The following is a 13,023-nucleotide window of genomic DNA, read 5'->3' on the forward strand; positions in this document are numbered from 1 at the left end:
TCCATGCGTTAGCTTCCTAATCATTGGGCAAGGAGGTGACGGTCTTCGAGGCCCGGTATTGGGCGCGACGTCGCAACGGCGGACTTCCTGCACTGGAAAGTGCCGACGCTGTGTTGAGCAGAAGACTTCCCCGGCCCTACACAAGACTGTGGAGCCAATACCTGCGCGAATTGCCCTGGTGCCTACCAGCTTGCCGCGATGTATTTTGTTTCGAGATATTCGAGCATGCCGTGGTGGCTTCCCTCGCGGCCCAGACCGCTCTGCTTCATGCCGCCGAACGGTGCGGCAGCGTCGGAGACGACGCCTCGGTTGATTCCAACCATGCCACTTTCCAGCCGTCCGGCGACCGCAAGTGCCCGCTTGAGGTCCCCGCTGAACACATATGATACCAGTCCATATTCGGTGTCGTTGGCCATCTGGACGACCTCGTCTTCCGTCTCAAATGCAATGATTGGCGCAACCGGCCCGAAGATTTCTTCGCCAAGAATCTCGGCATCGGGAGAAACGTCTGCCAATACGGTAGGCGGATAATAGAAGCCGTCGCCGTTCAACCGGCTGCCACCAGTAACCAGTCGGGCTCCCTTGGCAACGGCATCGTCGACCAGGCGTTCCACCTTAGCGACCGCGGCCTCGGTGATCAGTGGCCCGAGCTGCGTGCTCGGAACAAGTCCTGGTCCGACCTTGAGTGCGGCCATCTCTTCCGCGAACCGCCGCGTGAAGTCCGCCAGAATCCCCTTCTGGACATAGAAGCGGTTCGCAGCAGTGCAGGCCTCGCCGCCATTGCGCATCTTGGCAACCATTGCTCCAGCGACAGCCGTCTCCAGGTCGGCATCGTCGAATACAATGAAGGGCGCATTGCCGCCCAGTTCCATTGAGCAGCTGACAACCTGGTCCGCAGCCTCGCGAAGCAGTGTCCGGCCGACGCCAGTCGAGCCAGTAAACGACAACTTCCGTACCCGCTTGTCATGCAGCATGGCGCCGACCACGGGGCCGGCCTTCTTCGTTGTCACGATGTTGACCACCCCGGCCGGAACGCCTGCCTGCCGCATAATTTCGCCGATTGCCAGCGCCGTCAGCGGGGTCTCCGCTGCGGGCTTCAGGATGCATGTACAGCCCGCGGCCAATGCGGGAGCGATCTTCCGTGTCGCCATTGCTGCCGGGAAGTTCCAGGGCGTCACCAATACGGCGATACCAATCGGCTCGTGGTTCACAATGATCTGATTGGCGCCCGAAGGTGCAGATCCGAATTCGCCTGGGGCCCGTACAGCTTCTTCCGCGTACCAGCGGAAAAACTCGGCAGCGTAGGCAACCTCCGACCTGGCGTCCGCAAGTGCCTTGCCGTTTTCGACGGTGATCAGTTGCGCCAACCATTCCGCTTGTTCGAGCACAAGGTGAAAGCACCTCATCAAAACGTCCGAGCGACGTCGTGGCGAGGTTGCCTTCCAAGCCGCAGAGGCCTTTTCCGCCGCGTCGACCGCGGATATTCCATCGGCGATGTCGCCATTGGAGACGGTGGCGATCACACCTGCGGTCGAGGGATCGACCACCTCAAAGGTGCGGTCCTCTTTTGCAGAGACCCATTCGCCGCCGATGAACAGTTGCGTAGGAGCGCCGCGGACCACGGCAGCCGAGGCCGGAGAGACAAGCGGCGTTGTTTCTTGCGCGAGAGTTGGTTTCACGTTCAGCACCTTCGCTACCAATCAGGTTTGATTGCGATCAATATAAGATTGGTTTTGCATTTGGTGTCAATATAGATCAAATTGGTTGCGCAATAATTTGCGTGGGCTCATGAGCGCAAGCGCTACGATCTCGAATGCGCCCTTGTGTAAACAGAGGACGGTCGACGAGGCTGTGATGAAGACCCCCGGACACTGGCTCCCGCCAGAGGGCGGAAATCTATCGTCGGGCGCGGTACAGGGCGAGGCGGTCCTGCATCCGATAGGCCTGGATGATGGCCGGCATAAACCAGGGATTACCACGGTAAAAGGGGATGAAGGCAGGCGGACGGAAGTCGAAGGCTGTGCGCGCTTGCTCGGCATGTCCCAGCAGCCTATGAGCCGCGCGCGTTCCGATCCATGGCGCCCAGACTACGCCCGAACCGCAGAAGCCGGTCGCATAGACCACGCCGTCCTTTTCGAAGATGCGCGGCAGCATGTCGCGGTGCATCGCCACATTGCCAAACCAGGTGTGCGACAGGCGCACGTTCTCCAGTTCCGGGAAAAGGTTCACCAGGCCCCGCCGCAGAAACAGCTTCGGAGCGGCGGGATCGCCTACGCGAGAGCTGTCGCGCCCCCCCAACAGAATGCGCTTGCCGTCGGGCGTCGGGCGGTAGTAGAACCCCAGCTGCCTGCCCTCGACCATCATCATCCGCTTCGGCATCAGCCGCTCCATAACTTCTGGCGCAAGCTCCTCGGTGACAATGATCCGGCTGCGAACCGGGACTAGCCGGCGGCGCAAGAAGGGAACCGCGCCATCGGTATAGCCGTCTGTGCAGACCAGAACCTGGCGGGCCTGCACCGTGCCTGCCTCCGTCAGGACACGGAACTCGGAGCCATCCCTTTCTACCGAAGTCACGCGCGTGCTTGCATGGACGGTCAGTCCCGCAGCCAGCGCCACCCGCAGGAGCTCAGCGTGGAACTTGGCCGGGTGCAGCCCCCCAATATCCATCCGCGCCATGCCGCCGCGATAGAAATCCGTGCCGATGTAATTGCGCTGTTCAGTGTATGGCACCGCATAGGCCTCGATCCCCAGTCTCTTCGCCAGCACTTCAGCGCTCCGGGCCGTCTTCTCGTAATCGTCATATCCGATTACGCCCTTGAATTGGCCAACCAGCCGAAAGTCGCACTCGAGCCCCTCGGTCCTGATGAAGTCATAAAGGAATTCACGGGCGATCTTGCCCTCGGCCTCGATTGCAATTGCCTTCTCTTCGCCGAAGCGCCGGGTAATCGTGGCGTAATCAGGCCGAATGCTTCCGCTAGTGATCCCGCCGTTACGCGTTGAAGCCCCCTCGCCCGGGTTCAACGCATCGAAGGCTGCGACCGAACGGCCCTCGCGCGCCAGAACGAGCCCCGCCGATAACCCGGTGTACCCGGCCCCTATGATCGCCACGTCGACCTTCTTGGCCAGCGGCTGCCGCGACAGCGGTTTGACGGGTGCCTCTTCCCACCAGTACGGCGAGTTCTTGTCTGCGATTGTGGATTCTTCCATTGGGTTAACTTCTCGTTGAGTGCCACCAAGGCTCTTCGGATTGCTACAAGATCAGAGGCGGCGTTCGAGCGAAGCAGCTACGGTTCACAGCCTAAAACCATAAAGGTGCGGGTGTGTCTTTCTCTGAGCTACAGACCTCGCCCGGACGGGCGCGTTCCGGTCAGGTGTGATCACCGCGTACATCGAGCGCATCGCGCAGCCCGTCGCCGATGAAGTTGAAGCTGGTTACCGCGATGGTTATGGCCGCACCCGGAATGATCGCCAGCCACGGTGCGCTACCCAGATACTGCTGCGCGCCGTTCAGCATATTGCCCCAACTGGGCAGCGGCGGCTGAATTCCATAGCCGAGGAAGCTGATATAGGCCTCCATGAGGATCGCGCGGGCGACGGTCAGGGTGGCCGCGACAATGATCGGACCAATGGCATTGGGAAGGATCTCGCGGAACATGATATGGGTTCCGCTTAAGCCCAGCATGCGCCCGGCCTGGACGAATTCCCGCTCGCGAAGCGAGCGGACCTCGGCCTCGACGATCCGGGCAACCTCCATCCAGCTGGTGGCAGCGATGACGACGGTAATCATCATTGGGCTTGGCTTCAGCGCCGCGGCAAGCGCCAGCACCAGGAAGATCGACGGGAAGGACAGGAACCCATCCACCGTACGCATCAGGGTCGTTCCGATCCAACCGCCCCGATAGCCCGCGAGTACGCCGACGAGGGTTCCGATCAGCGTCGACAACAGCATCGCGGAGAAGCCGACCAGCAGGGAAATCCGCCCCGCCATGAAGAGCCGTGCCGCCAAGTCCCGTCCCAGCGGATCGGTGCCCAGATAATGGTGGCCGGTGAAGGGCGGAGCAAAGCGGGCGCGCAGATCGATGTAGAGTGAATCATACGGAAGGAGGTACGGGCCCAAGACGCACGCGAGCGTCAGGACGGCGATCATTACCATCCCGAGCAGGGCCAGATGGTGGTTCATGAAGCGGTGTGCAGTTCGGCTGTTCCACCAACGCTCCTGGCGTGAATTTGCGACAATGGCGGTCATAATGGTGGCCTCCTGTTGAGCGTCCATGAGGCGCTTAGCTCAGACGGATACGGGGATCTATGATGGCGACGACGATGTCGGCGATCAGGTTGCACAGCACCACGAGTATCGCCGAGAACATGAGCAGCCCCATCACCACCGGGTAGTCGCTGTAGCCGAGACTGTCGAGGAACAGCCGGCCCATTCCCGGCCAGGTAAACACCGTCTCGGTGACCAGGGCGCCGGTCAGGACGCTGGGAAGCTGCATTCCCGCGAGCGTGATCATCGGCAGCAAGGCATTGCCGACGACATGCTTCATCAATATCCGGCGCTCGCTTAGTCCCTTCGCGCGGGCGGTCTTGACGAATTCCTGGCTGATAACGTCAAGCGTCGCGGATCGCATGTAGCGGCTCCAGATGGCGACATGGACCAGCGCCAGCACGATGCTCGGCATGATCAGGTGATGAAGGTAGTTCAGGACCGAGCCGTCGCCGATCGTGTACATGTTGCCGGCCGGCAGCCAGCCGAGCCGCAGCGAAAACACATAGATGCCGACCAGCCCGAACCAGAAGGTCGGGATTGACAACGCCACCATCGCGCCGACTGTTGCCAGGTAGTCAAAAGCCGAATAGCGGTGCGTGGCACCGTGAATGCCGATCCAGGTGCCGACGGCGATGGCGATGACGGTGGAGGACCCCATCAACAACAGCGTCGCAACAAGGTGGCGGCCAATCACGTCCAGCACGGGAGCACCGTCGCGGAAGGAGTGACCCCAGTCACCCTGGACGAGGCGCCAGGCCCAGTCCAGATATTGCACCCACAGCGGACGGTTGAGCCCCAGCTGCTCCTTCAGGCGATTGAGATCGTCCTGGGTCATGCTGGGATCGAGCCCGAATTGCGCCAGCGGACCGCCCGGAAGGAGGTTGAGGACGACGAAGCCGATGACCGAAACGATCAGGAGCAGGACGAGGCTCTGTGAAAGGCGATTGAGCAGGAAGCCGCGCATTGGCTCTCCTCCTTCATGACAGCGTAAATGAATGGCCGCCGCCGCGGACGGCGGCGGCCGCGTATGTCAGCTCTGCCAGCGCCATGCTGCGGCATGCCAGGAGGCCGTGCGGGTGTTGGCATTGGGCTCGAAGCCCTCGAGACCTTCCTTGCGCCCAATCACGTTTGTGTAGGCAAACAGCGGCAGGAAAGGCAGGTCCTCACGGACGATTTCCTGGACGCGATAGTAGATCTCGCGGCGTGCCTCCGGATCAAAGGTGCGCGCACCTTTTTCGAGCAGCGCATCGACTTCCGGATTGGAGTATTGGCCGGTGTTTGAGCCCTTCCCGCCCTTCGCGCCAATGGCGCTGGTGTGGAGGCGGTTGGTGGCGTCCGGGTCCGCCGCGATGAGATAGGTGACACCCGCGATCGCCGAGTCGAACTGTGACTTGAGCCAGAACTCGCCCCACATGACGGCGGCCGGCATATTCGAGATCGTCATCTCGACGCCGATCTCGGCAAATGTCTGCTGCAGGAACTGCTGCACCTGTTCACGCAGATTGTTGCCCGAAGTCGTCGAATTGGCGAACGAAAGTCGGACCCCGTCCTTGGCACGTATCCCATCCGGTCCCGGAACCCAGCCGGCATCATCGAGGATCTGTCGCGCCCGGTCGAGGTTGAACTCCTGCGCCGGCAGGTTCGGGTTGTGATAGTAGGACTCCTTCGGCATGAACGTCTCGGTGAGGGTGCCGACGCCGTAATAGATCGCGTCGATAATGGCCCCTCTGTCCATTGCGGCATAGAGCGCCTGGCGCACCGCCGGGTCCTTGAATTGCGGCTTCTCTAGGTTGAGAAAGATCGACTCGACTGATGCCCCCGGCTCCAGGGTCACCACACGCCCCGGCAATGTCCTGGCTTCCTCGTAGTGGTCGGCGGTGATGTATGCCTGGTCGACAAGGTCGATGTCGCCGCTCTTGAACTGGGTGTAGAGCACCGTCATGTCGGGAATGTATTTGAAGACGAGCCGCTCGATATAGGGGCCGTCGCCGAAGTATTGCGGGTTCGCGACGAGTTCGAGATGGTCGCCGGCAACGCGCTGCGCCCACTTGAAGGCGCCGGTGCCGACGGGCGCCTGGTTGAAGGCGGCGGTGTTGGGATCGGCCTCCTTCTCGAGAATATGCTTGGGCACCATGAACGTTTCGGCGAGGAACGACAGATAAGGGGCGAAGGCCTCCTCCATGCGCCAGGTCAGCTCAGTCGGCGAGACCACCGTGATGTCACGCACCAGGGAATGCCCACCCGTGCGCCACGCGCGGAAGTTCGGATTGGTGATCAGCTCGAGAGTGAACTTCACATCCTCGGCGGTGAAGGGCTCTCCGTCGTGCCAGCGCACGTCGTCACGCAAGCGGATGCGCCAGTTCAGGCCGTCCTCCGAAATGCCGCCATTCTTCTGTGTGGGCACTTCGGCGGCAAGATTGGGTTGGAGAACACCCTTCGGATCCATGCGGAAGAGGGCGTCGAAGACGGAGAAATGGACAGCGTCGTCGACCTCGATATGTGCCATAAGCGGGTTGAAGACGGTGGGTTCTTGCGAAAGTCCGACGACGACGCGGCCGGTCGGGTTAGCAGTGTCGGCAAAGGCCGGCTTGCCGAGCAGGTTGGGTGCGGCAAAGCAGGCGATGCCGCCCGCTGCCATGAGGCGTAGCGCGTCGCGTCGAGAATAGGTCGATGCGGTTGTAGGATCTTTAGCCATGATGTCTCCTCCCTGTGGCGATGTTCGCCGTGGCTATCAAATGTTTACGGCAGCCGGCCGCGTGCTCCTCGGCCGCTCCCCCGGAATCGCGGCCACCAGCTCGCGCGTGTAGGCCGATTGCGGGTTCAGAAAGATTTGTGACGGCGGGCCGCGCTCAACGATCCGCCCTTTCTGCATCACCGCGATTTCGTCGCAAATCTGGCTGGCGACGCGCAGATCATGGGTGATGAAGATCATCGATACGCCGGTTTCCCGCTGGATCTGGTCGAGCAGCTTGAGGATCTGCGCCTGGATGGACACGTCGAGCGCAGAGACGGCCTCGTCGGCAATCAGCAGCTTGGGCTTGAACATCAAGGCCCGGGCGATGCCGATGCGCTGGCGCTGGCCACCGGAAAACTCGTGCGGATAGCGGCCGAAGGCGCCCGCATCGAGACCGACATGGGCCAGCAAGGCTCGCGCCTCCTCACGCGCCTGGGCATAGGGCATGCCGTGCGCGACGGGGCCGACGGTCAGGATCTGCCCGATGGTCGCACGCGGGTTCAGCGACGCGAAGGGATCCTGGAAGATCATCTGAATTTGTGGCCGCAGCGGCCGAAACTCGGATTCGGAAAGCATGGCGATGTCGCGGCCTTCGAACAGAATCCGACCGCCATCGCTGTCCTGCAGCTTGATCAGAAGCCGTCCCAGCGATGATTTGCCGGAGCCGCTTTCGCCGACAACACCGAGCGTGCGCCCTTGAGCCAGGTCGAATGAGACGTCCTTCACCGCCGGCACGATGCGCTGGCTGCCGAACAGGGCACTGCCGCTGCGATAGGTCTTGGACAGCCCCTCCACCTTCAGGATCGTCTCGTTACCCGCCTTCGACTGAACTGCGCGATCCTCTCCCGTCAGGTGCGGAACGGCTGCGATCAGGCGCTGCGTGTAGGGGTGGGTGGGGGATTTGAGAACCTGCTCGGCGCTGCCCTGCTCGACAACGCGGCCTTTCTCCATCACGACGACGCTGTCGGCGATCTCCGCCACGACACCGAAGTCATGGGTGATGAACATCACGCTCATGCCCTTGCGGCGCTGAATGTCCCGGATCAGTTTCAGGATCTGCGCCTGCGTGGTGACGTCGAGGGCCGTGGTCGGCTCGTCCGCGATCAGGACCGTAGGTTCGAGTGCCAGCGCCATGGCGATCATCACGCGCTGGCGTTGCCCACCCGACAGCCGGAACGGATACTGGTAGTACATGAGCTCCGGATCGGGCAGACCGACTTCGGTTAGCAGCTCGATGGCGCGGCTGCGCCGCGACGCTTTCGTGCCCACGCCATGCGCCATTAGGACTTCGGTGATCTGCTCACCGACGGTCATCAGAGGGTTGAGCGCCGAGAGCGGATCCTGGAAGATCATCGACACGACGCGGCCGCGCAGGCCGCGCAGCTCCTTTGGCGATGCGCCGATGACGGCCGTGCCGTCGAGATGAATGGCACCGGACGAGACGGGGATCAGCTTCGGCAAGAGCCCCATGATCGTGTTAGCCGTCACCGACTTGCCTGAGCCGGACTCGCCGATAATGCACAGGATCTGACCCCGCTTGAGATCAAACGAGATGTTCTCGACGGCGTGAGCCCGTTCCATGCCTTTCGGCAGGTCGACCGTCAGGCCGCGCACCGAAAGCGCTGCCTCGTCTACGGTAACAGCTTGGATGCTGGCGGCCATCGAGATTCCTCCCTCGTCAACGCAACTGGTGGACTCGTCGCTGCTCAATTGCGCGTCACCACCAGAAAATTTGTCCCCTGGAGGCAGCGCGCAGTCGGCACTCTCCTCACGCTCAACGCCATTCGCTACCAATCAGGGCTTTACTCCCGATCAATATAAGATTGGTCTTGCCATTGGCGTCAATATAGATCAATTTGGTTGCGAAAATTATTTTTGCGAGGGCTCATGAGCGTCGTATTGAAGGACTTCATTGAGGCGGAAGGTTTGGAACCGGGGGATCGATTGCCTCCTGAGCGCGACCTGGCAGTGAAACTTGGCCTTCCCCGTACCGCACTTCGACGGATGCTCGCTTCATTGGAGAAGGAGGGCCGGCTTGTCAGGCATGTTGGCAGAGGAACGTTTATCGCCGGCAGCGGCGTAAGCTCGACGGCCCTTCGCCGCCCGCTAAGCAGTCCGGGAGACGCATTGCGCACCTATCCGGCGGAAGTGTTCGAGGCTCGGCTTATCATAGAACCCAAGATCACCGCATTGGCGGCATTACGGGCGACGAGGCAGGAGATCGATGAGATGCAGAAATCGATCGATCGGGGCAGCGCGGCGGAAAGCCTAGCCGAATTCGAAAAATGGGACGCTGTCTTTCACCGCATCATCGTCGGAGCCGCCCGCAATGGTCTTCTCGCCTCGCTCTATGAAGGCATTCACGCCGTGCGGGCCGGAAATCTCTGGGGGAAAATGAAGGAGCATTCACTAACCCCTGAGCGCAGGAAGGCTTATATCGCCAAGCATCAGGCCATTCTTGACGCCATCAATGATCGGGACAGCAGAGAAGCCGAGCGAAACATGTACGATCACATCGTCGAAGCGAGGGCAAATATACTCGGCCCGGCTACCTGAGCACCTGTTGGCTTGTCCAGTGTCATGTCATGAAGCCCCGTGACTCATGTCAAAGCGGCCATGTTCGGCGTTTTCACACAGCCCGTCGGGCCTGACCGGCCTGAGATATGGGTGACGTTTTGCACACCTCGCCCTCGACGGTTTCCATAAACAGGGACCCGAAGTATCCTACCAAAACTTGTCCAGCATCTTGTAGTACATGCCGACCAGCGGCAGGAACCAGGGCTTGCCGAAGTGTCCCGGCACCGCCCGCCATTCGAGACCTTTCAGCGGGTTGCGGTCCGGCCGGCCGAGGATTGCATCCGCCATGATCATGCCGAGATGGGTCGAAAGCTGGGCGCCATGGCCGGAATAGCCCATGGCGTACCAGACGCCGTCATGATAGCCGGCGCGCGGAAAGCGGTCCTTGGTTATGTCGACGAGGCCACCCCAGCAATAGTCGATGTCGACATTGGCAAGTTGCGGGAAGATCTCTGCGAGGCGCGCCTGGAGAATTGCGCCGATATTCGCGTCCGAACGCTGGTCGGAGGTTGCCGAGAAGCGGGCGCGGCCGCCGAAGATCAGCCGATTGTCCGGCGAGAGCCGGAAGTAATTGCCGATATTCATCGATGTGACGCAGGTGCGATTGCCCGGCATCGTCGCCGCGATCTCCGCTTCGGTCAGCGGCCGCGTGGCGATGATGAAGCTGCCGACGGCGATGATCCGACGGCGGAAATGGCCGAATGTCGACGGCGTGTAGGCGCCGGTGGCGACAAGCACCGCATCGGCGGTGACACTGCCGCGCTGTGTTTTCAGATGATGGCGGGTGCCCGCCTGCCGATGTTCCGTGACGGATGCCTTCTCGAAGATCGTCGCGCCGTGACGCTTGGCGGCCTCGGCGAGCCCTACGACGTAGCGGCCCATATGCATCATCGCGCTCTTTTTCGAGAGCATCGCGCCATAGAAGGGCGAGCCGATTTCCTGCTTCAGGTCGTCTGCGCTGAGCAACGCCGTGTCGGGATCGACCTCTGCATTGACCGCTTCGAAGTTGCGGGCGATCGTTTGGAAATGCTGTGGCTTGGAAGCGAGCTTCAGCTTGCCGGCGCGGCGGAAGCTGCAGTCGATGCCCTCCTCCTCGATCAGGGCCTCGATCGTGTCGATCGAATCGTCCAAGGCTTTGTAGAGCGCAATCGCCCGCTCCTTGCCTAGCTCCGCCCTTGCCGCCAGATAGCTGTGCGCGAGCCCGTTGTTCAGGTGTCCGCCATTGCGGCCGGAGGCGCCCCAGCCAACCCTCTCCGCCTCCAGCACGACGACCTTCGCCCCGGCCCTGGCGAGTTGGCGGGCGGCGCCGAGGCCGGTGAAGCCGCCGCCGATCACTGCAACGTCGTAGTGGCCATCGACCGGACCCTCCGCGGCCCCTGCGAAGGCCGGGGCGTTGTCGTGCCAGTAGGAGAGGAATTTCATGGCAATGCGCCTTCTCGCTTGAGATCAAAACGCCCGCCGTCGGTCGAAGCAAAGGGCGATGTTGATGAGAGTCTATGGCTGAAACAGGTTCGTCAGCGGCAGGTGCCCCTTCACGACCGGCGATTTCAGCACGACGAAGCTGAAATACTTATCGATGCCGACGTCCAACTCGACCAGCCGCTCCATGATCTCTTGATATTCGCCGATCCCGGTGGTCACGAATTTCAACAGGTAGTCGTAGCCGCCGGAGACCACATGGCACTCGATTAGTTGATCGATCTTCTCAACGGCCGCGAGGAAGCGTGCAAAGTCGGTCTGCCGGTGGTTCTTGAGCGTGACCTCGGTGAACACCGTTAACGTCTGCCCCAACTTGGCGACGTTGATCTGCGCCGAATAGCCCTCGATATAGCCCTCCGACTGCAGCTTCTTCACGCGCATGAGGCAGGGGCTCGGCGATAGATTCACCACCTCCGAAAGCTCCACATTCGTCATTCGGCCATACTGCTGCAGCACGTGCAGGATCTTGATGTCGATCCGATCTAGTTTCATGGACTTAGCTTTCGCTGATGAAAAATGGCGCGAGCCTATTCGGCTACCGGGGCAGCCGACGTTACACCTGCGCGACGACCTTCTTGAGCGCGCATTCCATGGCTTCGAGGAACCGATCCACATGCTCCGCCTGGCAAATAAGCGGGGGGCGCACCTTCAGCGTATCCTCGTTGGCGCCCGTCGTACTGATCAGAACGCCATCGTCACGCATCAGGTTTACGATCTCCAATGCCATGGCACGCCGGCCGACCGCTCCCGTTCCGTCCAACCCGATGTCGATGCCGAAGAACAGCCCGGCATTTCGAATGCCGCGAATACCGGGATGCAGCGTGGCAAGATGCTCCAGCCCCACCCGCAGGCGCTCGCTCATGGCATGCGCATGCTCGGGGATCCGATCCCTATGCAAAATAGTCAGGACGGCGTCGGCTGCCGCGATTCCGACGGTATTGCCGCCGAAGGTGTTTGAGTACCGGGCCGTAGCGCCAAAGTGGTCCATCGGCGCCTTGCGGCCAACGACTGCGCCGATTGGGAATCCATTGCCCATGGGCTTACCGAGGGTAACGAGGTCCGGAACAACTTCGTGCCGCTCAAAACCCCACATGTGTGTGCCCGTCCGTCCGAATCCCGGCTGAACTTCATCGGCAATTACGAGGCCACCCGCCTCCCGCACCGCCTTGATTCCGCCGGCGATGAAGCCAGGCGGGTCCACCCAGACGCCGTCGCTGGAGAAAATGCTGTCGATGAGCAGGGCCGCGATGCCAATGCCACGTCGATTCAAATCGGCAATAGCGGAGCGAACCTGTTCTTCAAAGAACGTGGCAGCCTGCCGGTCCGGTACGCCCGCAGGCCCGTGCAGCGACACCATACGGACGGCCGGACTGAGCTTGACGGCGTCGCCCAGATTAGGCGACACCATCGCCGTGGCCGCGCTGGTCCCGTGATAGGCATGGGAAGAGACGATCACGCCCTCGCTGCCGCTGGTCAGCCGGGCGATCCGGAGCGCCAGATCGTTCGACTCGCTACCCGTGCAGGTGAAGACAACGCGGTTCAGCTCCTCGGGAAAGGTGGCCACAAGCCGTTCGGCATAATCGACAAGCCTCGGTTCAAGATAGCGCGTATTGGCGCTAATTCGGTTGGCTTGTTCCGCCATGGCAGCGTTGATCTCTGGATTGCAATGCCCGAGAGAGGGCACATTGTTATAGAAATCCAGATAGCGACGTCCGTCGGGGTCGTAGAGCCATATGCCCTCGCCCCGAACGAAATGGACCGGTCGGCGGTATTGGAGCCTGTAGGAGGCTCCCAGTACGCTGTCGCGCCGGGCGATCAACTTAGATTCGCGGGGGGGAATTGTGGCTTCCCCGGGGGTAAAGCGGTTGGGCATGAGATCGGTGGACATAGCTTTGATCCTGCTTAGGGTTTCCATCCGCGAGAAGGTCGCGAGTTACCGTACTGATTACCAAGGCGATTGACGAAA

10 protein-coding genes are annotated in these 13,023 nt (G+C 61.4%); 1 reads left to right on the forward strand and 9 read right to left on the reverse strand.

Annotated elements, in window-relative coordinates; genetic code table 11:
- Positions 1-182: 182 nt before the first annotated feature.
- The 6 genes from SJ05684_RS23640 to SJ05684_RS23665 all read right to left on the reverse strand — a co-directional run bounded on the left by SJ05684_RS23640 (position 183) and on the right by SJ05684_RS23665 (position 8,663).
- Positions 183-1,679, reverse strand: a complete 1,497-nt coding sequence (locus SJ05684_RS23640; RefSeq protein WP_034859249.1) for an NAD-dependent succinate-semialdehyde dehydrogenase — start codon at positions 1,677-1,679, stop codon at positions 183-185.
- 217 nt (positions 1,680-1,896) lie between these two features.
- Positions 1,897-3,207 (reverse strand): NAD(P)/FAD-dependent oxidoreductase, encoded by a 1,311-nt coding sequence (locus SJ05684_RS23645; protein WP_095694363.1) that lies wholly within the window; start codon positions 3,205-3,207, stop codon positions 1,897-1,899.
- A gap of 160 nt (positions 3,208-3,367) precedes the next feature.
- Positions 3,368-4,246, reverse strand: a complete 879-nt coding sequence (locus SJ05684_RS23650; RefSeq protein WP_034859183.1) for an ABC transporter permease — start codon at positions 4,244-4,246, stop codon at positions 3,368-3,370.
- 34 nt (positions 4,247-4,280) lie between these two features.
- Positions 4,281-5,231, reverse strand: a complete 951-nt coding sequence (locus SJ05684_RS23655) for an ABC transporter permease (protein ID WP_034859185.1) — start codon at positions 5,229-5,231, stop codon at positions 4,281-4,283.
- Positions 5,232-5,297: 66 nt separating this feature from the next.
- Positions 5,298-6,962, reverse strand: coding sequence for a peptide ABC transporter substrate-binding protein (locus tag SJ05684_RS23660; protein WP_034859188.1), 1,665 nt, complete (start codon positions 6,960-6,962; stop codon positions 5,298-5,300).
- A 36-nt stretch (positions 6,963-6,998) separates the two neighbouring features.
- The gene (locus SJ05684_RS23665) at positions 6,999-8,663 is read right to left on the reverse strand and encodes an ABC transporter ATP-binding protein (protein WP_034859190.1); all 1,665 of its coding nucleotides are present in this window, start codon (positions 8,661-8,663) and stop codon (positions 6,999-7,001) included.
- A gap of 225 nt (positions 8,664-8,888) precedes the next feature.
- Here SJ05684_RS23665 and SJ05684_RS30980 point away from each other — a divergent pair, with 225 nt between their 5' ends.
- Positions 8,889-9,557 (forward strand): FadR/GntR family transcriptional regulator, encoded by a 669-nt coding sequence (locus tag SJ05684_RS30980; protein WP_034859192.1) that lies wholly within the window; start codon positions 8,889-8,891, stop codon positions 9,555-9,557.
- Positions 9,558-9,725: 168 nt separating this feature from the next.
- On the opposite strand, the gene SJ05684_RS23675 is transcribed toward SJ05684_RS30980, so the two are convergent.
- The 3 genes from SJ05684_RS23675 to SJ05684_RS23685 form a co-directional block, all read right to left on the reverse strand.
- Entirely contained in the window at positions 9,726-11,000 is a 1,275-nt protein-coding gene (locus SJ05684_RS23675; RefSeq protein WP_034859194.1) for an NAD(P)/FAD-dependent oxidoreductase, read from the reverse strand.
- Positions 11,001-11,072: 72 nt separating this feature from the next.
- On the reverse strand, positions 11,073-11,549 hold the full coding sequence (locus SJ05684_RS23680) for an Lrp/AsnC family transcriptional regulator (RefSeq protein ID WP_034859196.1): 477 nt from the start codon (positions 11,547-11,549) through the stop codon (positions 11,073-11,075).
- A gap of 61 nt (positions 11,550-11,610) precedes the next feature.
- A complete protein-coding gene (locus SJ05684_RS23685) occupies positions 11,611-12,945 on the reverse strand; it encodes an aspartate aminotransferase family protein (RefSeq protein WP_034859198.1) in 1,335 nt (444 codons plus the stop codon).
- Positions 12,946-13,023: the final 78 nt, after the last annotated feature.

The organism is Sinorhizobium sojae CCBAU 05684, assembly GCF_002288525.1.
Lineage (GTDB): Bacteria > Pseudomonadota > Alphaproteobacteria > Rhizobiales > Rhizobiaceae > Sinorhizobium > Sinorhizobium sojae.